Genomic DNA, 22,953 nt, shown 5'->3' with positions numbered 1-22,953 from the left:
CGCCCCTTTTTGGGCGACGCAGCGTTTTTAACACAGATTGTGAGTCCGTGCATTGCGCCTATCTGATGATTGTTATCGAGTTTTTTAAACGCTCTCGTGGTGTTTTCCTGCGCCAAGGGTTGATTAATCGAGGCGATGACCGCAGTAATTCACCTTCGTAAAGGGATTTCCCCTGCTGACTTGAGGCCAGGTTCATGAGCGTTATCGATCTTCGCAGCGACACCGTCACCCAACCGACCCCCGCCATGCTCGACGCGATGACCGCGGCAGATACCGGTGACGACGTTTATGGCGAAGATCCGACGGTCAATCGTCTGGAAGCGGAACTGGCAAAACGGCTGGGTTTCGCTGCTGCGTTGTTTGTGCCGACGGGCACTATGAGCAACCTGCTGGGGTTGATGGCGCATTGCGAGCGCGGTGACGAATACATCGTCGGCCAACAGGCGCACACCTATAAGTACGAGGGCGGCGGTGCGGCAGTGCTCGGTTCGATTCAGCCGCAGCCGCTGGAAGTTCAGGCTGACGGTTCGCTGGATCTTGCGCAGGTCGCGGCGGCGATCAAGCCTGATGACTTCCACTTCGCCCGGACCCGGCTGCTGGCGCTGGAAAACACCATGCAAGGTAAAGTGTTGCCCCTGGAGTATCTGGCCCGCGCGCGTAAATTCACCCAGGACAACGGTCTGCAACTGCACCTGGACGGCGCGCGCCTGTATAACGCGGCGGTCAAATTGGGCGTTGATGCCCTGGAAATCACCCAGCACTTCGACTCAGTGTCGGTGTGCCTGTCCAAAGGCCTTGGCGCGCCGGTTGGCTCGGTGTTATGTGGTTCGGTCGAGCTGATCGGCAAGGCTCGGCGCCTGCGCAAAATGGTCGGCGGCGGCATGCGTCAGGCCGGATTGCTGGCGGCGGCGGGGCTGTATGCGCTGGATCACAACGTCGAGCGTCTGGCCGAGGATCACGCCAACGCGCAATTTCTCGCCGAAGGCGTGCGTAGCGCCGGTTTCAGCGTCGAGCAGGTGCAGACCAATATGGTTTATGTGCAGATGGGCGACAAAGCTGAAGCGTTCAAGGCATTTGCCGCCGAGCGCGGGATCAAATTGAGCGCCGCGGCACGTCTGCGCATGGTCACGCACATGGACGTCAATCACTCGCAAATCGAACGAGTGATCGCGACATTCGTCGAGTTTTCACGCAAGTGACAGCGTTACCCGTCCAATTGACCGTTTCTATCGTATAAACACGCTGTACCCCGCGCGCAGGGCCGATATAATGCGGCCCTTTGCCGTCGCTTCGTCTGTTGACGTTTCGAACAGGCCTTTGGCCGCAGCCTCCGTGGAAGAACCTAATGAAAAGCGCAGAAATCCGTGAAGCCTTCCTTCGCTTCTTCGAAGAGCAAGGCCACACCCGTGTAGCCTCCAGCTCTTTGATTCCGGGCAACGACCCAACCCTGCTGTTCACTAACGCGGGGATGAACCAGTTCAAGGACTGCTTCCTGGGCCAGGAAAAACGTGCGTACACCCGTGCAACCAGCAGCCAGAAATGCGTGCGTGCCGGTGGCAAGAACAGCGACCTGGAAAACGTCGGTTATACCGCTCGTCACCACACGTTCTTCGAAATGCTCGGCAACTTCAGCTTCGGTGACTATTTCAAGAAAGACGCGATCACCTTCGCGTGGACTTTCCTGACCGGCGTGCTGCAATTGCCGAAGGAAAAACTCTGGGTCACCGTCTACGCCTCGGACGACGAAGCGTATGACATCTGGACCCAGGAAATCGGTGTGCCGGTCGAGCGCATGATCCGCATCGGCGACAACAAAGGCGCGCCTTACGCGTCCGACAACTTCTGGACCATGGGTGATACCGGCCCATGCGGCCCTTGCACCGAGATTTTCTACGATCACGGCGACCACATCTGGGGCGGCCCACCGGGTTCGCCGGAAGAAGACGGCGACCGTTACATCGAGATCTGGAACAACGTGTTCATGCAGTTCAACCGCACCGCCGATGGCGTGTTGCATCCGTTGCCAGCGCCGTCGGTCGATACCGGCATGGGCCTGGAGCGGATCAGTGCGGTGATGCAGCACGTCAATTCCAACTACGACATTGACCTGTTCAAGAACCTGCTAAAGGCTTCGGCTGAAGCGATAGGCTGCGAAAATGGCGATCAGTCTTCGCTGAAAGTTGTTTCCGACCACATCCGTTCGTGCGGTTTCCTGATTGCCGACGGCGTGCTGCCGTCCAACGAAGGTCGCGGCTACGTGCTGCGCCGGATCATCCGTCGCGCCTGCCGTCACGGCAACAAACTGGGCGCCACCGGCAGCTTCTTCTACAAGATTGTCGCGGCGCTGGTTGCCGAAATGGGCGAAGCGTTCCCTGAACTGAAGAAGCAGCAGAGCAACATCGAGCGCGTCCTCAAGGCCGAAGAAGAGCAGTTCTCCAAGACTCTGGAGCACGGCCTGAAGATTCTCGAACAGGATCTGCTGGAACTCAAAGGCACCGTAGTGCCGGGCGACGTGGTGTTCAAGCTCTACGACACCTACGGTTTCCCGATGGACCTGACCGCGGACATCGCCCGCGAGCGCAGCCTGACCGTCGACGAAGCCGGCTTCGAGCGTGAAATGGAAGCTCAGCGCGTCCGTGCACGTTCGGCCAGCTCGTTCGGTCTGGACTACAACACGTTGGTTAAAGTTGACGTGGCCACCGAGTTCACCGGCTACGCCGCCACCAGCGGTTCGGCCAAAATCGTGGCCATCTATAAAGAAGGCCAGTCGGTCGACGTACTGAGTGAAGGCGAAGAGGGCGTGATCGTTCTCAATCAGACGCCTTTCTACGCCGAATCCGGCGGCCAGATCGGCGACTGCGGTTTCCTTCAGGCCGGCAACGCACGTTTCGATGTGCGCGACACCACCAAGACTGGCGGCGCGTTCCTGCACCACGGCGTGTTGGCGTCGGGCAGCCTGATCATCGGCGCGCCGGTTGAAACCCATGTTGATGCCGAAGTGCGTCACGCCACTGCGCTCAACCACTCGGCGACGCACTTGCTGCACGCCGCATTGCGTCAGGTGCTGGGCGAACACGTTCAACAGAAAGGCTCATTGGTCGACAGTCAGCGCCTGCGCTTCGACTTCAGCCACTTTGAAGCGATCAAGCCTGAGCAGATAAAAGCACTGGAAGACATCGTCAACGCCGAGATTCGCAAGAACTCCGCAGTTGAAACTGAAGAAACCGACATCGAAACCGCCAAGAATAAAGGTGCGATGGCGCTGTTCGGCGAGAAATACGGCGACAACGTGCGCGTGCTGAGCATGGGCGGCAATTTCTCCGTCGAGCTGTGTGGCGGTATCCACGCCAACCGTACCGGCGACATCGGCCTGCTGAAAATCATCAGCGAAGGCGGTGTGGCATCGGGCGTGCGTCGTATCGAGGCAGTCACCGGTGCAGCCGCACTGGCCTACTTGAACGCTGCGGAAGAACAACTCAAGGAAGCGGCCAGCCTGGTCAAGGGCAGCCGTGACAATCTGATCGACAAGCTGTCGGCTGTGCTGGAGCGCAACCGTCTGCTGGAGAAGCAACTCGAGCAGTTGCAGGCCAAGGCTGCCAGCGCTGCGGGCGACGATCTGTCGGCTTCGGCACTGGATGTCAAAGGCGTGAAGGTATTGGCCGTGCGTCTCGACGGTCAGGACGCCAAGGCGCTGCTGGCGCTGGTCGATCAGCTGAAAAACAAACTCGGCCGCGCAGTGATCCTGCTCGGCAGTGTCCATGAGGAAAAGGTCGTTCTGGTTGCAGGCGTAACCAAGGACCTGACTGGCCAACTCAAAGCCGGTGATTTGATGAAACAGGCTGCTGCGGCAGTGGGCGGGAAGGGCGGTGGTCGTCCGGACATGGCGCAGGGCGGCGGTGTCGACGCCGGCGCGCTGGATGGCGCACTGGCGCTGACCGTCCCATTCGTCGAGCAGGGTTTATAAGACGGCCCGCCGGGCCCGCAGTCTAGTGGCGGGTCCGGTGGCTGTTCGAGAAATTATTGGGCGCCCTTCATGGGCTGAGGCGGCTTTGAAATGGCTTTGATCGTACAGAAATTTGGAGGCACCTCGGTCGGTACTGTCGAGAGAATCGAGCAGGTCGCCGACAAGGTTAAGAAGTTCCGTGATGCCGGCGATGACCTGGTGGTTGTGCTGTCTGCAATGAGCGGCGAAACCAACCGTCTGATCGATCTGGCCAAGCAAATCAGTGGTGACGGTCAACCGGTTCCGCGTGAGTTGGACGTGATTGTCTCCACCGGTGAGCAGGTGACGATTGCCCTGTTGGCCATGGCGCTGATCAAGCGCGGTGTGCCGGCGGTGTCGTACACCGGTAATCAGGTGCGGATCCTGACCGACAGCGCACACAATAAAGCGCGTATCTTGCAGATTGATGACCAGAAGATTCGCGGTGATCTGAAGGCAGGCCGCGTTGTTGTTGTCGCCGGATTCCAGGGTGTCGACGAGCACGGCAATATCACCACGCTGGGGCGTGGCGGTTCGGACACCACCGGCGTGGCATTGGCTGCAGCGCTGAAAGCCGATGAATGCCAGATCTACACCGATGTCGATGGTGTCTACACCACCGACCCGCGTGTCGTGCCGGTCGCTCAGCGTCTGGACAAGATCACCTTCGAAGAGATGCTGGAAATGGCCAGCCTCGGTTCCAAGGTGTTGCAGATCCGTGCGGTGGAATTCGCCGGCAAGTACAACGTACCGCTGCGCGTACTGCACAGCTTCAAAGAGGGTCCGGGCACCCTCATTACTATTGATGAAGAGGAAACCATGGAACAGCCGATCATTTCCGGCATCGCTTTCAATCGCGATGAAGCCAAGCTGACCATCCGTGGCGTGCCAGACACCCCGGGTGTGGCGTTCAAGATTCTCGGCCCGATCAGTGCCGCGAACATCGAAGTCGACATGATCGTGCAGAACGTTGCGCACGATAACACCACCGACTTCACCTTCACCGTGCACCGCAATGACTTCCAGGCCGCACAGACCGTGCTGGAAAACACCGCTCGCGAGATCGGTGCCCGTGAAGTGGTTGGCGACATCAAGATTGCCAAGGTCTCGATCGTTGGCGTCGGCATGCGTTCCCACGCAGGTGTGGCCAGCCGCATGTTCGAATCGCTGGCGAAAGAAAGCATCAACATCCAGATGATCTCGACGTCGGAAATCAAGGTTTCCGTGGTAATTGAAGAGAAGTACCTGGAACTGGCCGTGCGCGCCCTGCACACGGCTTTCGAACTGGATGCTCCGGCCCGCCAGGGCGAGTAATTCCGCTTCTTGAAGGGCGCGGTCTGACCGCGCCCTTTATTTTTTGAATGGCGCGAGCCCTGATCTGTTCTTTTGCTCGCGCTGGTCAATACTCAGGCATGTAGGGCTACGATCGCTCTGGTTGTAGGTCGGGTGCCTTTTTTTTGCAGACTGTTGTCCCTGAACTGAATTGCGTAAGGAGAAAGGTATGTTGATTCTGACTCGTCGGTGCGCAGAAAGCCTGATTATCGGTGATGGCGAAATCACCGTGACCGTGCTCGGCGTTAAAGGAAATCAAGTGCGTATCGGCGTCAACGCCCCGAAAGAGGTTGCCGTGCACCGTGAAGAAATTTACCTGCGTATAAAGAAAGAGAAGGACGAAGAACCAAGCCATTAATTTTTATCGATTTTTATGTTTGCAAACGGGGAAGAAGCTGGTTAATATACGCCCCGTGTTGCGGAGAGCTGGCCGAGTGGCCGAAGGCGCTCCCCTGCTAAGGGAGTACACCTCAAAAGGGTGTCGGGGGTTCGAATCCCCCGTTCTCCGCCATTATTTGCTTAGTACGTCGTAATCTGGCTTTTTCGGTAAGTTGTTGAAATTACTAGAAAAAGTGGTTGGAATAGAGATTAGACGGGCTATAATGCGGCGCAACAAATGCACTCGTAGCTCAGCTGGATAGAGTACTCGGCTACGAACCGAGCGGTCACAGGTTCGAATCCTGTCGAGTGCACCATTTAAGAGTCAGTTACAGCAATGTAAGTGACTTGCTTCAACCAGGTGTGATCTGGTCTAAAAAACACAAATGCACTCGTAGCTCAGCTGGATAGAGTACTCGGCTACGAACCGAGCGGTCACAGGTTCGAATCCTGTCGAGTGCACCATTTAAGAGTTAGTTGCAGCAATGTAAGTAACTTGGTTTCAGCCAGTTGTGGTCTGGTCTAAAAACACAAAATGCACTCGTAGCTCAGCTGGATAGAGTACTCGGCTACGAACCGAGCGGTCACAGGTTCGAATCCTGTCGAGTGCACCATATACCGAAAAGCCCGCGTTTAACGCGGGCTTTTTGCTGTCCGGGATTTGGCTTTTGCCTTCACGCAGCCTCTCTCATCAAAATCGACTTGAGCACTTCGGCCTCGTTTGAGGTCGTATCGATAGCTTGTCGTCGACGTCCGAATATTCACCTTGTCCGGTTTGCCGAGCGCGCTTTCTACATCCTGCTGACTCATGCCGGCAATCACGCGTCGATTGATGATTGCTTCGCGGCGTTGTCTGGCGTCGATCAGATTTCCGCATTTGTCTTGTGTGTGGCCAACGATGCCCGGTTCGCGGCCCCTGTTTTTCATACCGGATATTTCTTCGTGGTTGTGCTCCGGCATGATTGCCACGACTGATCCGGGGAGGTAGGGGTTAACCTCCTGAACTGAAAGTTTTTCACCGTTCGCGCAACTCATCGACGTGAACGTGATGCTGCCGTCGGGGGCTTCGCAGCGATGGAGGCTGGTTGCAGCGCCGGCAGGCGGTAGGAAGAGCAGGCTGGTCAGTACAAAAAGGGATGTTTTCGATGGCATTCGACGTCCTCCATGACGATCTCCGTTCAAGGGTAGTCGCTACAATCTTCCCTGCCGGTGTGTTTTCTTTTCAGGATGAGTCGTCGCACTTACATGGATCAGGATGGCGCTCAGGTTTGTCTCGCAAGCGCTTGTTTCAGCCACGATTTTTTAGCGTGTTAAACCGTTAGGCGGTGTATCATTGCGCCCGTCAGCCCCGCCGGGGCTTATGGAAAACCTCCATGGACTTACCCAGTAGCTACTCAGTACCCCGTTTTTCCAATCATGAATTGACTGATTGATCCTTCCGGCGTGCCCCGCTGCTGGGAGTGGAGTTCGCCTATGTCTGAAATCGAAGTAAAGAAAACACAGGAAAGCCTGCAGGACCGCCTGGCTCAGGTCGTCGAGTTGCTGCAGCGCCAACGGGTCGTCGAAGACCTGACTCACCGCCAGGAAGGCGCGCATCACGACCGGGTGGAAAACCTGGTTCACCGGCAAAATCTGGTCGAGCTGCAACGCAAGCTCGATGATCTGCACTCCGCCGACGTCGCCTACATACTTGAAGCCTTGCCGCTGGACGATCGTCTTACGCTTTGGCAGCTGGTCAAGGCCGATCGCGACGGCGACATTCTTCTCGAAGTATCCGATTCCGTCCGTGAAACGCTGATCGCCGACATGGACGATCACGAGCTCCTGGCCGCCGCCAAGGACATGGACGCCGACGAACTTGCTGACCTGGCCTCCGAGCTGCCGCGAGACGTCGTTCATGGGCTGATGGAGAGCCTGGATAACCAGCAGCGCGAGCGTGTGCGTTCGGCCCTGTCTTATGACGAGGATCAGGTCGGTGCGCTGATGGACTTCGAGATGGTGACTATCCGTGAGGATGTCAGCCTTGAAGTGGTTCTGCGGTACCTGCGCCGTCTAAAGGAGCTGCCGGGGCATACTGACAAGCTGTTCGTGGTCGATTACGACGGCGTGCTCAAAGGCGTGCTTCCGATCAAGCGATTGCTGGTCAATGATCCGGAAAAGCAGGTTGCCGAGGTGATGGCCAGCGATCCGGTGAGTTTCCACCCCGACGAAGACGCCTACGACGCCGCACAGGCGTTCGAACGTTACGACTTGATCTCCGCCCCTGTGGTCGACAAGACCGGCAAGCTGATCGGTCGTCTGACCATCGACGAGATGGTCGACCTGATTCGTGAAGAGAGCGAAAGCGAAGTTCTCAACATGGCTGGTCTGCGTGAAGAGGAAGACATCTTCGCCTCCGTGTGGAAATCACTGCGCAACCGTTGGGCATGGTTGGCGATCAACTTGATCACCGCGTTCGTCGCCTCTCGAGTGATTGGTTTGTTCGAAGGCTCGATCGAGAAGCTGGTAGCGCTCGCGGCGCTGATGCCGATTGTGGCGGGTATCGGCGGCAACTCGGGTAATCAGACGATCACCATGATTGTGCGAGCCATGGCGCTGGATCAGGTGAGCACCGGCAACACTTCACGGTTGATGCGTAAAGAGTTGGCAGTCGGGCTGATCAACGGCCTGGTCTGGGGTGGGGTGATTGGCGTAGTCGCTTACCTGCTTTATGGCAGTTGGTCGCTGGGCGTGGTGATGACGGCGGCGATGACGCTCAATCTGTTGCTCGCTGCACTCATGGGTGTATTAATTCCCATGACCTTGGCGAAGATGGGCCGCGACCCCGCAATGGGTGCGAGTGTGATGATCACTGCAGTAACGGACAGTGGCGGCTTCTTCATTTTCCTGGGGCTGGCAACAATCTTCCTGCTCTGATCTGCTGCAATTAAACAGCCCGCTAAATTGGCGGGCTTTTTTATGTCTGCGAAAACTGCCAAGCCAAATTCCGGGCAAAAAAAAGCCAGCAATAACGCTGGCTTGAGATGTTCGATAGGGCTCAGGACGCGTCTGCGGCCATTTCGGCGTCGTGTGCAATCAAGGACACCAGTGCGTTCTGTTGGCGGTGAGACAGCTGGCGGAAGCGTTGCAGCAGTTCGCGTTCGTGCAACGACAGCTCAGGGCTGTCCAGGCGCATGCTCAGTTCTTCGCCCAATGCACCTTCCTGAATAAGACTCTGCTCAAGGCGCGCAATGATTTCAGAGTTCATGCTGCGATGATGATTGCGAGCCACCTCGGCAATGCGTTCACGCATTCCGTCTGGCAGACGTACGACAAACTTGTCAGCCGTACGGCTGGAATAAATTGCCTGTTTCAATGGGCGCATATATTTAACCGGTTAGTTCAGGGGAGCGGTTCTCGGGATTGGCCGCAGGATGTGTGGTAGGACACGCATTTGCGCCAAATGGTTCAACCTGAATTGTTAAGAGGCCCGCATCATGCCTCAAAATTGCCGGATCATTGGCGTCAATTCTGTGACAAATATTGATCCGGATAAAGGCTTAATGCCAGCACCAATTATCAGAAATGCGGACTGGTTTGAAAACTTTGTCCTGAGTCGCATTGCTGCTCGCTTCCTGACGCACACCAGTTGATGTCCAAAGACGTCAGACGGTGCATGCTATGTGGCTTTCGATCCTTGTCCCTTATCTATACAGGATAGTGGCATTTTGCCGATTTACTAGCGCTGAAGCATGCCGGAGGGCGTTTTCGAGATGGATGGCAGGCTTATTTATCTGATGGGACCGTCCGGTTCCGGCAAAGACAGCTTGATTGAGGCTGCACGTGAGCCATTGCGCGCGCTCGGCTGCGAAGTGATACGCCGGGTGATAACGCGATCGGCCGAATCGGTAGGCGAGGATGCGATTGGCGTGACGCCGCAAGAGTTCGAGAGACGTCAGCGCGCAGGAGACTTTTCCCTGGCGTGGCAGGCAAATGGCCTTGCCTATGGCATTCCTGCACAAATGGATCAATGGCTCAAGGATGGGCGGCACGTGCTGGTAAACGGCTCTCGCGCCAACCTTCGGCAAGCCCTGGAGTGCTATCCGACGCTGTTACCGGTTTTGCTGACAGTCAAGGATGAGGTATTGCGTGAGCGTCTGCTCAGACGTGGTCGTGAGACGTCTGAGCAAATTGATGCGAGGCTTGCCCGCAACGCTCTGTTCAAGGACAGGCGATCAACTGACGAGGTTGTTTACCTGATAGACAACTCGGGTGACCTGGCTGACGCGGTCAGCCATTTACTGGACTTGGTCCGACTCAGCGCAGAACCGGATCAAACTTGAATTTGCGCCCGGCCACCAGTGCCAATACGAACAACACCGCAAATACGCCACAGCCAACCAGAGGCAGGGTGATTTCGGTTTCCTCGAACAGCGAAAAATGCAAAACGCCACTGACTAAGGCGAGGATCAGAAATCCTGCAGCTGACTTGGACATGCTGTACTCCTGAAGATATTTCAAAAAACCAGACGTTCGGTAGCGTGAGCTGGCAATGCCTGCTCAGGCTCGCTGACCGTCTGTGGGACGACACTGTGCTGATCGCTCAACACCGCTAACTGCGGCGCTTTTTGCACCTGCAAGTAATGCGGCATGCGTTGAGCCATCGATTCTGGCGCAGCTCGCTCCGGGATGAAGTGAAAACCCATCAAAACCGCGAATGCAATTGCGTTTGCAAGCAAGAGAGTGCTGTTCATGGGACGGTGCTCCGGTTGTTCTTCTATGGAACAGACAAAGCAGCCGTCGTGCCAACAGTCTAACCGCTGTTAAGTCCTTTAAAAACAAGGATTTGAGCGGGTTTGTCGGATGTTGCGGGTTGCAATCTGCAATGCTGGCATTTTGCAGTAGTGCAAAATGCACGGTAAAGCTTCCCGCAACATTGCGAGGCGCCTGCCTACACTCAAAAAGCCCTACGGATGACATGACAAATCGGGGCCCGGCCGTTAACATGCACGCCGTCCGTCGCGCAGCGACAACTCAGTGTCTCAGTAGCTCAATTGGATAGAGCATCCCCCTCCTAAGGGGAAGGTTGGCAGTTCGAACCTGCCCTGGGACACCATATATTCAGGCCTTCTGGCCACTCCTCTGCCAGCCGCGTTCCCTGCGATAGCAGCGCGGCAGCAGCAGGATAAAATAAAGCCCCTTTCAGAATGATCTGGAAGGGGCTTTTTCGTATTCACGGTTTAAGGATGTTGCCAATGGATGGCGTGAAAATACTCTTCATCGTTTCGCTTGGATGTTTATCGCTGATGCAACCGTCGCGGTCCTTTGCAGATGATGTCAGCGGGAAGAACCTCTATTCCCAGCGGTGCGCCATGTGCCACGGGACAGATCTCAAAGCAACAGGGCCATTGGCTGATAGAAGCAACCCACCCACGCCTGATCTGACAACATCCGCTTTCAAACAACGACTGAAGGCTTATCCGGGCGTTATCGTGTCCTCAATAATTCTTCGCCCAAACGGGGATTTGATCCCACGGACCTTGCAAGAGAATGGTGTAAAACTGGCGCCGCACGTTTGGACGGTTAAGGATTTTCGCGATTTGAATCAGTACATGAGTGGTGTGATTTCGAAGAGCCGATGATTTCAGATGAAACAAAGCCCCGCGCAGTATTAACTGCGTGGGCTTTTTCATGCTCGCAAGACTGCGGATTAATTCGCCGCGCCACCGTCGGCTTTGCCAATTGAGGTGCTGACTTCAGTTATGTGTCGCCGTCCGTAAACTTCGTAACTGCGCACATCACCATCAGCGTCCGGCTTGCGCAATGCGAGTTGTGCGAACAAACCATTCTTTTCGCTGTAACTGCCGAACCAGTTGATCAACGCGCCGATATAACAGTCATTGGCAATGACGACAGGCAGGTCTGCCACCTTTTCGATGTAGTAGGACGCCGGGCCGTAGCTGTAGTAGTCGTTTTCGCCGGGTCCGGTTGGCGGAATAGGGCAGAGCGGCTCTTTTGGATTGGCAACGGTTTTATCTGCGCTGGCCAGCGCTTGATTAAGCGTTCGGCGCAAATCGGGTTCCAATTCAAACGTGCTCTTGCCATCGTCCAGGTGTTGGAGGCTTGGTGCGTCCAGGTCGTAGCGATAACGAACCGTTACCGTAGGTACCTGTACGTTGATTTTCAGCGGGTTAAGTAAGTAGAGCCTGTCAGCGCCGTACTCGCTGTCTCGGTAAGCCGCATATGTTTTGCCGCGCAGGCTTATCCAGTCCACCGATTGGTTGGCGCCGCGATCGTTGATGGAGAACAGCGAGCTTTCTGCCTCAACCGATCGTTTGACGAAGTGTTCACCATCGCGGCGCCAGGTCTCCACGTAAGTGAACAGACCGGTGCCCCCTGCATAGGTGTTCACAATCAGATCGCGCTGCCCGTCGCCATCCAGATCTTGCAGAGTGTAAGAGGTCAGGCCGGTTTCGGCGGCTTCACTGATTTTGGAAGCGGTCAGCGCTCGCCATTCATTTACAGAAACGCCTTTTGGTCGCGATGTCGGAAAGTGCGTTATCGAAGAATCGTCTTCGCTGGGCTCGCCGGAAAATCCGCCGGAGGGCGTTTTAACAGCAAGCGCTGCAAGTGCCCGTTCCAGAGCAAACTCGGGATCATGTTTGATGGCGGCCTGAATCTTCTCTTGCAGATCTTTCAGCGCTTGGCTATCGAGGTCATTCGGTTGATAGGCCGTCGCCACTCGCCATGTTGCATTAAGCACTTGCAGGCGCTCGCGATAGTGCTGATCCAGGCATGTAACGTCTTCAACGCATCCGTTGCGCGCTTTCAACCAAAGCCGCTGAGTACGCTTGAGCTCGGGTCGTGCCTCGATAGAAGCCTTCATCAACCCCCGATAAACCGTCCCCATCTGCGCATCCAGTTCATACAAACCTTTATTCGCGCAGATAGTGTTTTCAACGGCATTCGCCGCTTTGCTGCAGTCCATTGCGTTCGCCATTGCCTGCTGGAGAAACAGCAGCGCACAGGCGGACACGATGTAGCGTCCTTTGATGTACACGAAGTAAGCCTTGTAGTGGAAGTTGTGCAGGTGCGCAGAGTAATCGCAGTGCGAGGAATGTTGTAGCACCCGCTTCAGGGAACGCGACTTCTGGCCGATAACCCAAACGGTGACTTCAGACTTGCGTGAAAACGCTTGATAGCATTTTGCCGGCAGTTATCATCTGCGCGCCTGAAATCGTCCTTGGTTCATCTACTTCAATTGCCTGGAAATCCTCGATGCTGTCGTATCACCAAAAGCGTTTTCTGATCGTCGATGATTTCTCGGATTTTCGCAGTTCCGTGCGTTCGATGTTGCGCGAGCTGGGCGTCAAGGACGTGGACACGGCAGACAGCGGCGAGCAGGCGCTGAAGATGTGTGCGCAGAAGTCTTATGATTTCATCCTGCAGGATTTTCACCTCGGCGACGGTAGAAAGAACGGCCAGCAAGTCCTCGAAGACTTGATGGTGGAAAAGCTCATCAGCCATGAAGCGGTGTTCGTCATGGTGACCGCCGAGACCAGTCAGGCGATGGTGCTCAGTGCTCTTGAGCATGAGCCGGATGCCTACCTGACCAAACCGTTCAACCGCTCGGGTCTGGCTCAGCGCCTTGAGCGTCTGGAGCAGCGCAAGACGTTGCTCAAGCCGATTCTGCAAGCGCTCGATCGTGGCAAACCGGTCGAGGTGCTCAATGCCTGCATCGCCCTGTGCAAGCAGGACATCCGCTATTCGCCGCTGTGCCTGCGTTACCGCGCCGATGCGCTGCGCGATCTGAATCAGAACGAAGCGCTGGAGCGTTTGTACGACGGCATCATTGCTGATCGGCCGCTGCCTTGGGCATTCGCCGGGCTGGGCAAGTTGTTGTTCAAGCGTGGCCAGGTTGCCCAAGCCAAAGGCGTTTACGAGAAAGCCCTGAAAGCGTTCCCGCTGATGCCGTCGCTGTATGACGGCATGGCCGATGTGCTGGTTGCCGAGGGCGATACCAAAGGCGCGCAGCGGGTGCTGGAAGAGGCGATCCGGTTATCGCCACTGGCAGTGCGTCGACAGGCGTTGCTGGGCAAACTGGCGATGGCCAACGAAGATTTCGACACCGCCTCGCGCGCTTATCGTCAGGCCGTGGCGCAAGGCGCGCAGTCGCGATTCAAGGACGCGGAAAGTAACCTCGGCCTGGCCCACGCATTGATCAGCAAGGGCAGCGAGCGCGGTCTCGACACCCGCACGCGGCTTGAGATCAACACCACGCTCAGCGCGGTGGCCAAAGAGAACCCGAGCGATCCGGGCCTGCAGATCCGGGCGCGTCTGATGAAGGCCACCAGTCTGCTGCTCAACGATGCTGAAACCGCTGACAAGCTTACCGAGCAGGCAATGATGCGCCTCGACGGCATGGAGCAGTTCATGAGTCCGGAGGCAGCGTTGCTGGTCGCCAAGCAGTTGCAGATGCTCGGTCAGGCCGAGGCGGGTAACTCGATGCTCAAGAGCTGTGCGGAAATCTACGGCGACGATCCGGCGGTGATGAAAGACATCGCCAAGCTCACCGATGACCCGACGATCCTCAGTTCCAGTAACGCCGCCGCCGACCTCAACCGTCAGGGTGTGCGCGTGTACAAGACCGGCAATCTGGTGGAGGCCCGCGAGGTGTTCCGCAAGGCGCTGAAGATGCAACCGAAGAACATCAGTATTGCGCTGAACATGGCCCAGTCGCTGCTGCACGGCACCGACACCAGTGTGCCGTCGGCGGAGCTGGAAGAATGTCGGGCCTGCCTGAAAATGGTCGGCCTGATGCCCGACACCGACGCGCGTCATGCGCGTTATCAGAAGCTGAAAAGCAAGGCGTTTGGCGAATGAACCAAGACGAGCAGGCTCTCGATTTTTCCACGGTGATTGCCTCCACCGTCCACGACATGAAGAACTCGCTGGCCATGCTCATGCAGGCCCACAGCCAATGGCTGGCGCGTCTGCCGCAAGGACAACGCGAAGGCACGGAGCAGGGCGTGATCGACTTCGAGTTCGCCCACCTCAACGGCATGCTGGTGCAACTGCTCGGGCTGTATAAGCTCGGCGTCAACCAGATGCCGTTGCAGCCGGCGTACCACGAGCTCGATGATTTCATCGAGGCGCAACTGGCGGCGCATCAAGAGGTGTTTGCCAGTCGCGGGATCATCGCGACCTACGAAGTTGATCCGTTGAGCCCGCTGGGCTTCTTCGACCGTGAATTGGTCGCTTCGGTGCTGGGCAACTGCATCAACAACGCCATCCGATACGCCCGGGAGTCGTTGCTGATCACCGTCAGTGACGAGGCCGGGCAATTGGTAATCAGCATCAACGATGACGGCGACGGTTATCCGGCCCAGATGCTCGAGCGTCAGGCCGACTACGTGCAGGGCATCAATCACAGCAGCGGCAGCACCGGGTTGGGCCTGTATTTCGCCAATCGAATTGCGGCGTTGCATCAGCGCAACGGCGTTGAAGGGCGCACCGAAATCGGCAATGGCGGGCCGCTGGGTGGCGGGGTTTTCAGTCTTTATCTACCGTGACGCGGGATTTTGTTTGACGCTGCTTGATATTGCGAACAGCCGGAGCCTATTTTGTACGGGTCGCCGTTCGCGGCTCGCAAAATAACAAGGATTGCGTCATGACAACCGATGGCCAGCGTTCACTCGCACAGCGACTGACGGGCATTGATGAGATTGAATGTGTCACGCCGGATTTGAACGGCGTACCACGGGGCAAGGTAATGACTGCCGAGGGTTTCCTCGAAGGGCGGCGTTTGCAGTTGGCCCGGGGTGTGTTGCTGCAATGCATCATGGGCGGATATCCGCCGGCGCGGTTTTACGGCAGCGATGACGGCGATCTGGCGCTGATTGCCGAGCCAGGCCAGATTCATCGCTTGCCGTGGAGCGACGAACCGCGTGCCCTGGCGATTTGCGATGCTGATGAGCTGACCGGCGAAAGCTCCAACCTGTCGACCCGCGGCCAGCTCAAGGCAGTCATCGCCCGTTACGCGGCGCGCGGCCTGGCACCGGTGGTGGCGACCGAGCTGGAGTTCTTCGTGTTCGCGCCTAACACCGATCCAACCCAACCGTTTCGCCCGCCAGTCGGCCTCGATGGTCGCCGCGAGGACGGTTTGTCGGCGTTCAGCGTCAGCTCCAATAACGGTCTGCGGCCGTTCTTCAGCGAAGTGTACAAATGCATGGCGGCCCTTGGTTTGCCGCGCGATACCTTCATGCATGAAATGGGCGTCAGCCAGTTCGAGATCAACCTGCTGCATGGTGACCCGCTGCTGTTGGCCGACCAGACGTTCCTGTTCAAGCATCTGCTCAAAGAAGTCGCGCTCAAGCACGGCTTGACCGTGGTGTGCATGGCCAAGCCGCTGGCGCACACGCCGGGCAGCTCGATGCATATTCACCAGAGCGTCGTCGACATCGCTACGGGCAAAAACGTCTTCAGTGACAATCACGGCGAGCCGACCGCGATGTTCCGCCACTTCATCGGTGGGCAGCAGGCGGGGATGGCCGACTTCACAGCACTGTTTGCACCGAATGTGAATTCGTACCAGCGTCTGTGCCATCCGTACGCGTCGCCGAACAATGCTTGCTGGTCGCACGATAACCGTGCGGCCGGGTTGCGGATTCCGGCCAGTGCGCCGGTCGCTCGTCGGGTGGAAAACCGTTTGCCGGGCGCCGATGCCAACCCCTATCTGGCGATCGCCGCCAGTCTGGCCGCCGGTTTGCATGGCATCGAGCATGAGCTTGAGCCGAGCGAAGCGATCCAGGGCGAGTTCGAGGTGCCGGACAATCTTTCGCTGCCGTGTACCTTGCACGCCGCGCTCGAGCGTCTGAAGCGTAGTCAATTGGCGAGGGAACTGTTTGGACAGGAGTTCATCGAAGGCTACATCGCTTCGAAGACCATGGAACTGACCAGCTTCTTTGATGAAATAACTCCCTGGGAACGGCGTGTTCTAGCAGCCCAGGCCTGACGTACCATCGTCACCGGGCTATCGTTCTGGTAGCCCGATCTTTACTGCAAGGAGCCGCTCGGAACGCCGATGCGCCAAATCTGGAAATCCTTTCGAGCGCTGTATTTCGCCTCGCTGATGATGTTGATCGGCTCGGGCCTTTTGTCTACGTATCTGGCGTTGCGCCTGGCGGCCGAGAATGTCGACGGACTGTGGGTCGGTGCGCTGATGGCGGCCAACTATTTCGGTCTCGTGCTGGGCGGCAAGATCGGCCACCGGTTGATCGCCCGGGTCGGCCATATCCGGGCGTATTCAGCGTGTGCCGGGATCGTCGGTGCGGCGGTCCTTGGCCACGGCATGGTCGATTGGTTGCCGGCGTGGCTGGTGCTGCGGACCATCGTCGGTCTGGGCATGATGTGCCAATACATGGTGATCGAGAGCTGGCTCAATGAGCAGGCCGATGCCAATCAACGTGGGCTGGTGTTCAGCGGCTACATGATTGCTTCGTACCTGGGGCTGGTGCTCGGTCAGCTGATTCTGGTCATGCACCCGGGGCTGGGTCTGGAACTGCTGATGCTGGTCGCGCTGTGCTTTGCCCTGTGTCTGGTGCCGGTGACGCTGACCCGGCGGATTCACCCGGCGCCACTTCACCCGGCACCGATGGAGCCGCGCTTCTTTATCAAGCGCGTGCCGCAGTCGTTGAGCACGGTGCTCGGTGCGGGATTGATCATCGGCGCGTTCTACGGTCTGGCACCGTTGTATGCGTCGCAGCAGGGGCTGTCGACCGAGCAGGTCGGTCTGTTCATGGGTAGCTGCATCTTCGCCGGATTGCTGGTGCAGTGGCCATTGGGCTGGCTGTCTGATCGTTATGACCGTGCGTTGCTGATCCGTTGCTTCGCCGGCTTCCTTGCGGTGGCGGCGTTGCCATTGGCGATCTTGCCGCAGGTGCCGCTGGAGGTGCTGTTCGTGGTCGGCTTCCTCTGTTCGCTGGTGCAGTTCTGTCTGTATCCGTTGGCGGTGGCGTTTTCCAACGACCACGTCGAGGGGGATCGGCGTGTGTCGCTGACGGCGATGCTGCTGGTCACTTACGGTGTTGGTGCGAGTATCGGGCCGTTGCTGGCGGGGGTGCTGATGAAGTTTCTCGGCAGCCAGAGCCTGTATGCGTTCTTCAGCTTCTTTGCGCTGGTGCTGGTGTGGCGAATCCGCCCGAAAGCCGTGACCAATCTGCATCAGGTCGACGACGCGCCGCTGCATCACGTGGCAATGCCGGACAGCATGTCGAGTTCGCCGCTGGTTGCTGCGCTTGATCCGCGAGTGGATGAGCAGGTGGTGCAGGAGCAGATGCAGAATCCGGTGCCGCCGGAACCAGAGCCCGATCCAGCGCCGGAACCAGAGCCTGAAAAAGAACCAGAGCCTGAGCCAGCAACAAGCCCGGATGAGGACAGCGACAGACCCACGCCGGATATCAGTGGCGCCAGACCTTGAAAATCGGTCGTGCATAAAAAAGGGCAGTCCCTTCAAGGACTGCCCTTTTTATTTGCGCGTACGACTCACATATCGTCTTTGTCGAAACGCCGTGCTTCACGTTGCAACTGATAGACGAAACGCTCGACGTTGCGCGCGGCCGGGCCACTGATGTTGTGGAAGCGCAAGCCGGCGAAGGTGATGTTGAGTTTTTCTTCGAAGTGCAGATAGCGCAGTTCGACGGAAATCGGCTGATTGCCGAACAGTGGCGGGGCGATCATGCGGTCGTAGACTTGGCCCAGTTGCAGCCGGTCAGTGATGTCGCCTTCGAAGCGCAGCTTGCACCCGGTAGCGGAAATATCCAGCAGTTTGCCTTGGATCGGCGCCTTGAGCTTTTCGCCACCCAGTTCAACGCTGACCAGATCGGTCAGTTTCAGTGCTGCGCGAAACGCGTTGCGGCGCTGGTGGTAAACCACTTCGCTCGGCAGCTCGCCGGTGTAAAAGCGGTCGCCGTCGGATTCTTCGATGTTCAGCGTACCGTTGCATTCCCAGGCGATGCGCACACCATCATGGAAGCCTTCAACCCTGAACGGTTCGCCGGCGAGCAGAAAGCGTTCGCCGTCGCGCGGGATCATTTCATCGAGGGTAATCGAGGCGCTATCGCGGTCGACTTTGATCAGGTAGCTCTGGAAGCGCTGGCTGCGTTCATGGAACGTGATGATCAGCGGGTCGTGACTGTCTTGCAGTTGACGCAGGTTGCTGGAGATTTCCAGTGGCGTGGTGAGCACCTTAGGGGGCTGCGGAGCATCATCCGCGCTTAGGGCGTTTGGCACGTTCTCTCAATCTCCAGACAAAATTTGACGATGAATGGCCAGCATTTTGCCAGCATGTTCCGCGTGTTGATAGTGCAGGCACATCGAATGGCTCACGCCTGGCTGAAGGTGCGCGGCTTGACGGGTCTGGCGAAAGTGCCGCTCGCGTCATACAGCGCTGGCGGTTCGCCCCCGGTGAGGATTTTCAACTGATTGGACGTCGCGGCCTGCTGGATCTGGATCGACTGGCCGTTTTTGGCGTTGGCTGCCTGACACTGGCTGATGAGGTCAGTGAGGGCATCGCCCTGCGTCATCAACTGCTCGCCAATGCTCGACTGGCTGGCCAGTTGCTCGAGCCCTGTACGGTCAGTCGGCAGGTTCAGGCTGGCGAGGATTTCGCTGCGCTTGCGGCCATGCTGTTCAAGCAGAATGATCAATGCCTGTTTGCGCGCCAGAATTTCTTCCAGCAAGGGCATGTCGCGACCGTGCAAAGCGAGGGCCTCGGTTTGCAGTAACTCCAGCAATTGTTGAGCTGGAGCAAAGTCGTCGTTGATCAGTTGCAGTAAATTAGTGTCGTGCATGGCTGGCCTTGGGTTTTAAGCGTCCAAAAGCCTGGCGCAGGCGAAGGCCTAGCGCTGGGCTTCGAAGTTGAGCAGTTTGCTGGCTACACGGTTGCTGTCGACTTTATAGCTGCCATCGGCAATCGCGGCTTTCAACTCGGCCACACGGGCTTTGTCGACAGCAGGTTGATCGCGCAGCTTGTCAGTGACCTTCTGCAACTGTTGAGCCTCATTGCTGAGGTGTACCGATTCCCCACTTTTAGCGGTACTGGCCGATTCGGCCGGGGTATTCAGCGGCGCGGAGGTGCCGTTTTCGGCGGTTTCCTTGGCGTTGCTGGTACGCGTACTGCCCGTAAGTGACGAGGAGCTGTTCAAACGGCTGAAATCGATGACCATGATAAAAACCTCTGGGAATTTGGACGCTTGCCATGTTTTCGGCTATCCCCTGGAAAACTTTAGGCCCATTTGCGAATGAGTCTGCATGCGCCGGCGCGTGTCCTGCTGCGGCACAGTTTAGGGAAGCGACGGGGTCCGCGCCAGTTTTCTCACGAGGGCTTCTACATGGCGACTTCCACTTGGCCCGGCGCGGTGACTTGCGCCTTGATGACCCGTTGCGAGTTGAGGTTTTTCACCCGGATCTGTTCTCTCAAGCCGCCATTGGCCAGGGCTTCACCGGGCATGCGCACGGCGAGCGTGCCGCTGCGGGCGATGATGACCACTTGATCGCCCTTGCGCACAACTTCCGCCTGTTCCAGATGCACCAGCGTAATGACCTGATCGGCTACCGTTGGTCGGGTTAATTTCTGCCCGATCGCTTCGTCTACCGACGTCAAAAAACCTTGGTTGATTGTGCTGACGTCGCGCTCGCGCAATGTCACGTCCTGAGGCTCGATAATTCCGGCGCGCTTGAGTGGCCGGGTAGTGGTCACAATCTCGCGAAACAGGCGGACTTGAGCGGGTACGAACACGGTCCAGGGGGATGCGCCCTCACAGCGAATCTTGACCGTTACCCGGCCCAAAGGACGTGCCGGACTCTCCAGTGAGGCTGTCAATTCCTTGTCGCACATGGGCATGCGCATGCGGGGATCCAGCTGGTTCACTTCGATTTCGTAGCGGCCTTCCGTTTGACTGGTTGCCAGATAGTCTTCTACGGTGAACTCAAGAAAGCCCTGAGTGACGCCGATAAGCATGTCAGGCATGGTAACCGCATCAGCAATGGCAGGGCTGCCAGCGAAACAGCAGCAAATGGCGGACACCGCGCAAAGCCCTCTGCGGAGGGAAGATGTCAGGCGTCGGAAAAATGTCGTTTGAGCGTTCATACGAGTTAAAAAGCAAGCGCCGTGCCGTTTAGCAATGAATGTGCGTCGCAACAACACTTGGCGTTGGTTTAGGAGTCTGGCATGGCTGGTGTAATGGATTCGGTGAACCAGCGCACGCAACTGGTAGGGCAGAATCGCCTGGAGCTGTTGTTGTTCCGTCTCGACGGTCAGCAGCTCTACGGGATCAACGTGTTCAAGGTTCGGGAAGTGCTGCAATGCCCTTCGCTGACGTTGATGCCCAAGTCCAGTCCTGTCGTGTGCGGGGTGGCAAGTATTCGGGGGGCGACCATTCCGATCCTTGATCTGGCAATGGCGACCGGCTCCGGTGCGTTGAAAGACAAGAAAAACCCGTTCGTGATCATCACGGAGTACAACACCAAGACCCAGGGTTTCCTGGTCCGCTCGGTGGAGCGCATCGTCAACATGAACTGGGAAGAGATTCATCCGCCGCCCAAAGGCACGGGTCGCGATCATTACCTGACCGCTGTGACTCGGGTGGACAATCAGTTAGTCGAAATCATCGACGTCGAGAAAGTGCTGGCGGAAGTCGCACCGACGCCGGAAGCGATTTCGGTCGGCGTGGTCGATGTCGAGACCCAGACCAAAGCGTTGTCGCTGCGAGTGCTGACGGTCGATGACTCGTCGGTGGCACGCAAGCAGGTCTCGCGGTGTCTGCAGACGGTCGGCGTTGAAGTCGTGGCGTTGAACGACGGCAAGCAGGCGCTGGATTACCTGCGCAAGCTGGTCGACGAGGGCAAGAAGCCGGAAGAAGAGTTCCTGATGATGATCTCCGACATTGAGATGCCGGAGATGGACGGGTACACCCTGACGGCGGAAATCCGCAGCGACCCACGCATGCAAAAGCTTCATATCATCCTGCATACTTCGTTGTCGGGAGTGTTCAATCAGGCGATGGTCAAGAAAGTCGGTGCCGATGACTTTTTGGCCAAATTCCGTCCTGATGACCTGGCATCCCGGGTAGTCGACCGGATCAAAGCAGCAGATATCAGCTAGGGGCCTTCTGCCCCTGGCGGTCAACACGATTTAAGAGGCGGCATCATTGTCTACGGGTAATTTGGATTTCGAACAGTTCCGGGTATTTCTGGAAAAAGCCTGTGGCATTTTGCTCGGTGAAAACAAGCAGTACCTGGTCTCGAGCCGTCTCAACAAACTGATGGAAGTGCAAGGCATCAAGTCACTGGGTGAGCTGGTTCAGCGCATCCAGACCCAGCCGCGCAGCGGTTTGCGCGAACAGGTGGTCGATGCCATGACGACCAACGAAACCCTGTGGTTTCGTGACACCTATCCGTTTGAAGTCTTGAAGAACAAGGTGCTGCCCGAAGCCATCAAGGCCAGTCCCAACCAGCGTCTGCGGATCTGGTCGGCGGCATGCTCGTCGGGCCAGGAACCGTACTCGCTGTCGATGTCGATCGACGAGTTCGAGCGCAGTAACCTTGGTCAGTTGAAGATGGGCGTACAAATCGTTGCCACGGACTTGTCCGGTCTCATGCTGAACAACTGCAAGACCGGCGAGTACGACAGCCTGGCGATCGGTCGCGGTTTGTCCGCCGAGCGCTTGCAGCGTTATTTCGACCCGAAAGGGCCGGGTCGCTGGGTGATCAAGGCGCCGATCAAGAGCCGGGTGGAATTCCGCTCGTTCAACTTGCTCGACAGCTATGCAGCGCTGGGCAAGTTCGACATCGTGTTCTGCCGCAACGTGTTGATCTACTTCTCTGCCGAAGTGAAGAAAGACATCCTGTTGCGCATTCACAGCACGTTGAAGCCGGGCGGTTATCTGTTCCTCGGCGCTTCCGAAGCGCTGAACGGTTTGCCGGATCATTACCAGATGGTTCAGTGCAGCCCGGGGATCATTTACCAGGCGAAGTAACTGGCATCGGCAACACAAGAACGGGAGTCCTCAGGGGCTCCCGTTTTTTTGTGCCTGGCGTTTAATCCGAAATCACCGCAAAACCCTGTGGGAGCGAGCCTGCTCGCGAAAGCGGTTTCCCAATCAGCATCATTGGTGGCTGACCCACCGCCTTCGCAAGCAGGCTCGCTCCCACATTTGCTCTCTAGTGTTCTTGAGGGCAGGGGCAAGCGGCAGAAAAGCGGCATCTGGCGGAAACCGGTTGCC

Annotated in this window: 22 protein-coding genes and 5 tRNA genes; 18 read left to right on the top strand and 9 right to left on the bottom strand. The window is 57.4% G+C overall.

Features of this window, described 5'->3' with window-relative positions; translation table 11 throughout:
* The first annotated feature begins 194 nt into the window (after positions 1–194).
* The 8 genes from ltaE to JJD74_RS05620 all read left to right on the top strand — a co-directional run bounded on the left by ltaE (position 195) and on the right by JJD74_RS05620 (position 6,306).
* Positions 195–1,199 carry a low-specificity L-threonine aldolase gene (ltaE, locus tag JJD74_RS05655; RefSeq protein ID WP_200612110.1) on the top strand — a complete coding sequence of 335 codons (1,005 nt, stop codon included), beginning with the start codon at positions 195–197 and terminating at the stop codon, positions 1,197–1,199.
* A 146-nt stretch (positions 1,200–1,345) separates the two neighbouring features.
* Positions 1,346–3,964 carry an alanine--tRNA ligase gene (gene alaS, locus JJD74_RS05650; RefSeq protein WP_042560537.1) on the top strand — a complete coding sequence of 873 codons (2,619 nt, stop codon included), beginning with the start codon at positions 1,346–1,348 and terminating at the stop codon, positions 3,962–3,964.
* A 90-nt stretch (positions 3,965–4,054) separates the two neighbouring features.
* Entirely contained in the window at positions 4,055–5,296 is a 1,242-nt protein-coding gene (locus JJD74_RS05645; RefSeq protein WP_042560536.1) for an aspartate kinase, read from the top strand.
* A 187-nt stretch (positions 5,297–5,483) separates the two neighbouring features.
* Positions 5,484–5,672: a carbon storage regulator CsrA gene (gene csrA / locus JJD74_RS05640; protein WP_002554426.1), complete on the top strand. Its 189-nt coding sequence runs from the start codon at positions 5,484–5,486 to the stop codon at positions 5,670–5,672.
* Between the two features lie 62 nt (positions 5,673–5,734).
* Positions 5,735–5,825 (top strand) — tRNA-Ser (locus JJD74_RS05635).
* 107 nt (positions 5,826–5,932) lie between these two features.
* Positions 5,933–6,009, top strand: a tRNA-Arg gene (locus tag JJD74_RS05630).
* A 71-nt stretch (positions 6,010–6,080) separates the two neighbouring features.
* Positions 6,081–6,157: transfer RNA gene (locus tag JJD74_RS05625), tRNA-Arg, on the top strand.
* Positions 6,158–6,229: 72 nt separating this feature from the next.
* A tRNA-Arg gene (locus tag JJD74_RS05620) sits at positions 6,230–6,306 on the top strand.
* Between the two features lie 19 nt (positions 6,307–6,325).
* Here the strand turns inward: JJD74_RS05620 and JJD74_RS05615 are convergent.
* A complete protein-coding gene (locus JJD74_RS05615) occupies positions 6,326–6,844 on the bottom strand; it encodes a cell envelope protein SmpA (RefSeq protein ID WP_200612100.1) in 519 nt (172 codons plus the stop codon).
* Between the two features lie 321 nt (positions 6,845–7,165).
* Between JJD74_RS05615 and mgtE the strand changes: the two genes are divergently transcribed.
* Complete coding sequence (mgtE, locus tag JJD74_RS05610) at positions 7,166–8,608, top strand: magnesium transporter (RefSeq protein ID WP_042560534.1); 1,443 nt, start codon at positions 7,166–7,168, stop codon at positions 8,606–8,608.
* Between the two features lie 121 nt (positions 8,609–8,729).
* On the opposite strand, the gene JJD74_RS05605 is transcribed toward mgtE, so the two are convergent.
* Positions 8,730–9,056 (bottom strand): Arc family DNA-binding protein, encoded by a 327-nt coding sequence (locus tag JJD74_RS05605; RefSeq protein ID WP_003178899.1) that lies wholly within the window; start codon positions 9,054–9,056, stop codon positions 8,730–8,732.
* A gap of 388 nt (positions 9,057–9,444) precedes the next feature.
* On the opposite strand from JJD74_RS05605, the gene phnN reads away from it, so the two are divergent.
* Positions 9,445–10,014: a phosphonate metabolism protein/1,5-bisphosphokinase (PRPP-forming) PhnN gene (phnN, locus tag JJD74_RS05600; protein WP_042562179.1), complete on the top strand. Its 570-nt coding sequence runs from the start codon at positions 9,445–9,447 to the stop codon at positions 10,012–10,014.
* On the opposite strand, the gene JJD74_RS05595 is transcribed toward phnN, so the two are convergent.
* Positions 9,989–10,168, bottom strand: a complete 180-nt coding sequence (locus JJD74_RS05595) for a PA3371 family protein (RefSeq protein WP_042560533.1) — start codon at positions 10,166–10,168, stop codon at positions 9,989–9,991. The two genes, phnN and JJD74_RS05595, sit on opposite strands and share 26 nt — an antisense overlap.
* A 20-nt stretch (positions 10,169–10,188) precedes the next feature.
* Entirely contained in the window at positions 10,189–10,425 is a 237-nt protein-coding gene (locus tag JJD74_RS05590) for a hypothetical protein (protein WP_200612097.1), read from the bottom strand.
* Between the two features lie 285 nt (positions 10,426–10,710).
* Between JJD74_RS05590 and JJD74_RS05585 the strand changes: the two genes are divergently transcribed.
* Both JJD74_RS05585 and JJD74_RS05580 read left to right on the top strand, forming a co-directional pair.
* A tRNA-Arg gene (locus tag JJD74_RS05585) sits at positions 10,711–10,787 on the top strand.
* A 139-nt stretch (positions 10,788–10,926) separates the two neighbouring features.
* Positions 10,927–11,313 (top strand): c-type cytochrome, encoded by a 387-nt coding sequence (locus JJD74_RS05580; RefSeq protein WP_042560531.1) that lies wholly within the window; start codon positions 10,927–10,929, stop codon positions 11,311–11,313.
* Between the two features lie 68 nt (positions 11,314–11,381).
* Here the strand turns inward: JJD74_RS05580 and JJD74_RS05575 are convergent, their stop codons facing one another.
* On the bottom strand, positions 11,382–12,731 hold the full coding sequence (locus tag JJD74_RS05575; protein WP_200612094.1) for a lysozyme inhibitor LprI family protein: 1,350 nt from the start codon (positions 12,729–12,731) through the stop codon (positions 11,382–11,384).
* Between the two features lie 218 nt (positions 12,732–12,949).
* On the opposite strand from JJD74_RS05575, the gene JJD74_RS05570 reads away from it, so the two are divergent.
* The 4 genes from JJD74_RS05570 (at position 12,950) to JJD74_RS05555 (ending at position 18,149) form a co-directional block, all read left to right on the top strand.
* The gene (locus JJD74_RS05570) at positions 12,950–14,554 is read left to right on the top strand and encodes a tetratricopeptide repeat-containing response regulator (RefSeq protein WP_200612080.1); all 1,605 of its coding nucleotides are present in this window, start codon (positions 12,950–12,952) and stop codon (positions 14,552–14,554) included.
* Positions 14,551–15,243, top strand: a complete 693-nt coding sequence (locus JJD74_RS05565; protein WP_042560528.1) for a sensor histidine kinase — start codon at positions 14,551–14,553, stop codon at positions 15,241–15,243. The genes JJD74_RS05570 and JJD74_RS05565 overlap by 4 nt, the downstream gene beginning before the upstream one ends.
* A gap of 200 nt (positions 15,244–15,443) precedes the next feature.
* Positions 15,444–16,685, top strand: coding sequence for a glutamine synthetase family protein (locus JJD74_RS05560; RefSeq protein WP_196304175.1), 1,242 nt, complete (start codon positions 15,444–15,446; stop codon positions 16,683–16,685).
* Positions 16,686–16,754: 69 nt separating this feature from the next.
* Positions 16,755–18,149: an MFS transporter gene (locus JJD74_RS05555; RefSeq protein WP_042560526.1), complete on the top strand. Its 1,395-nt coding sequence runs from the start codon at positions 16,755–16,757 to the stop codon at positions 18,147–18,149.
* A gap of 65 nt (positions 18,150–18,214) precedes the next feature.
* Here the strand turns inward: JJD74_RS05555 and JJD74_RS05550 are convergent, their stop codons facing one another.
* From JJD74_RS05550 to flgA, 4 genes are all read right to left on the bottom strand, one after another.
* Positions 18,215–18,961, bottom strand: a complete 747-nt coding sequence (locus JJD74_RS05550) for a flagellar brake protein (protein ID WP_115146191.1) — start codon at positions 18,959–18,961, stop codon at positions 18,215–18,217.
* A 92-nt stretch (positions 18,962–19,053) separates the two neighbouring features.
* A complete protein-coding gene (locus JJD74_RS05545; protein WP_042560524.1) occupies positions 19,054–19,521 on the bottom strand; it encodes a flagella synthesis protein FlgN in 468 nt (155 codons plus the stop codon).
* A gap of 48 nt (positions 19,522–19,569) precedes the next feature.
* On the bottom strand, positions 19,570–19,896 hold the full coding sequence (gene flgM / locus JJD74_RS05540) for a flagellar biosynthesis anti-sigma factor FlgM (protein WP_042560523.1): 327 nt from the start codon (positions 19,894–19,896) through the stop codon (positions 19,570–19,572).
* 161 nt (positions 19,897–20,057) lie between these two features.
* Positions 20,058–20,819 carry a flagellar basal body P-ring formation chaperone FlgA gene (flgA, locus tag JJD74_RS05535; RefSeq protein ID WP_115146192.1) on the bottom strand — a complete coding sequence of 254 codons (762 nt, stop codon included), beginning with the start codon at positions 20,817–20,819 and terminating at the stop codon, positions 20,058–20,060.
* Between the two features lie 81 nt (positions 20,820–20,900).
* Here flgA and JJD74_RS05530 point away from each other — a divergent pair, with 81 nt between their 5' ends.
* Both JJD74_RS05530 and cheR read left to right on the top strand, forming a co-directional pair.
* Positions 20,901–21,833, top strand: coding sequence for a chemotaxis protein CheV (locus JJD74_RS05530; protein WP_042560522.1), 933 nt, complete (start codon positions 20,901–20,903; stop codon positions 21,831–21,833).
* 46 nt (positions 21,834–21,879) lie between these two features.
* Complete coding sequence (cheR, locus tag JJD74_RS05525; RefSeq protein WP_042560521.1) at positions 21,880–22,707, top strand: protein-glutamate O-methyltransferase CheR; 828 nt, start codon at positions 21,880–21,882, stop codon at positions 22,705–22,707.
* Positions 22,708–22,953: the final 246 nt, after the last annotated feature.

It is taken from the genome of Pseudomonas sp. MF6776 (genome assembly GCF_016613125.1).
Classification (GTDB): domain Bacteria; phylum Pseudomonadota; class Gammaproteobacteria; order Pseudomonadales; family Pseudomonadaceae; genus Aquipseudomonas; species Aquipseudomonas iridis.
The sequence above is the reverse complement of the archived record's forward strand: the minus strand, read 5'-3'. Positions and strand labels throughout refer to the sequence as shown.

What these genes read in the sequence shown, in the direction of transcription:
- JJD74_RS05615 (WP_200612100.1), bottom strand. Translation starts at nt 6,844, where the DNA reads ATGCCATCGAAAACATCCCTTTTTGTACTGACCAGCCTGCTCTTCCTA.
- JJD74_RS05545 (WP_042560524.1), bottom strand. Translation starts at nt 19,521, where the DNA reads ATGCACGACACTAATTTACTGCAACTGATCAACGACGACTTTGCTCCA.
- flgA (WP_115146192.1), bottom strand. Translation starts at nt 20,819, where the DNA reads ATGAACGCTCAAACGACATTTTTCCGACGCCTGACATCTTCCCTCCGC.
- JJD74_RS05645 (WP_042560536.1), top strand. Translation starts at nt 4,055, where the DNA reads ATGGCTTTGATCGTACAGAAATTTGGAGGCACCTCGGTCGGTACTGTC.
- JJD74_RS05570 (WP_200612080.1), top strand. Translation starts at nt 12,950, where the DNA reads ATGCTGTCGTATCACCAAAAGCGTTTTCTGATCGTCGATGATTTCTCG.
- JJD74_RS05555 (WP_042560526.1), top strand. Translation starts at nt 16,755, where the DNA reads ATGCGCCAAATCTGGAAATCCTTTCGAGCGCTGTATTTCGCCTCGCTG.
- mgtE (WP_042560534.1), top strand. Translation starts at nt 7,166, where the DNA reads ATGTCTGAAATCGAAGTAAAGAAAACACAGGAAAGCCTGCAGGACCGC.
- csrA (WP_002554426.1), top strand. Translation starts at nt 5,484, where the DNA reads ATGTTGATTCTGACTCGTCGGTGCGCAGAAAGCCTGATTATCGGTGAT.
- ltaE (WP_200612110.1), top strand. Translation starts at nt 195, where the DNA reads ATGAGCGTTATCGATCTTCGCAGCGACACCGTCACCCAACCGACCCCC.
- flgM (WP_042560523.1), bottom strand. Translation starts at nt 19,896, where the DNA reads ATGGTCATCGATTTCAGCCGTTTGAACAGCTCCTCGTCACTTACGGGC.
- JJD74_RS05605 (WP_003178899.1), bottom strand. Translation starts at nt 9,056, where the DNA reads ATGCGCCCATTGAAACAGGCAATTTATTCCAGCCGTACGGCTGACAAG.
- alaS (WP_042560537.1), top strand. Translation starts at nt 1,346, where the DNA reads ATGAAAAGCGCAGAAATCCGTGAAGCCTTCCTTCGCTTCTTCGAAGAG.
- JJD74_RS05595 (WP_042560533.1), bottom strand. Translation starts at nt 10,168, where the DNA reads ATGTCCAAGTCAGCTGCAGGATTTCTGATCCTCGCCTTAGTCAGTGGC.
- JJD74_RS05580 (WP_042560531.1), top strand. Translation starts at nt 10,927, where the DNA reads ATGGATGGCGTGAAAATACTCTTCATCGTTTCGCTTGGATGTTTATCG.
- JJD74_RS05565 (WP_042560528.1), top strand. Translation starts at nt 14,551, where the DNA reads ATGAACCAAGACGAGCAGGCTCTCGATTTTTCCACGGTGATTGCCTCC.
- JJD74_RS05590 (WP_200612097.1), bottom strand. Translation starts at nt 10,425, where the DNA reads ATGAACAGCACTCTCTTGCTTGCAAACGCAATTGCATTCGCGGTTTTG.
- JJD74_RS05560 (WP_196304175.1), top strand. Translation starts at nt 15,444, where the DNA reads ATGACTGCCGAGGGTTTCCTCGAAGGGCGGCGTTTGCAGTTGGCCCGG.
- phnN (WP_042562179.1), top strand. Translation starts at nt 9,445, where the DNA reads ATGGATGGCAGGCTTATTTATCTGATGGGACCGTCCGGTTCCGGCAAA.
- JJD74_RS05530 (WP_042560522.1), top strand. Translation starts at nt 20,901, where the DNA reads ATGGCTGGTGTAATGGATTCGGTGAACCAGCGCACGCAACTGGTAGGG.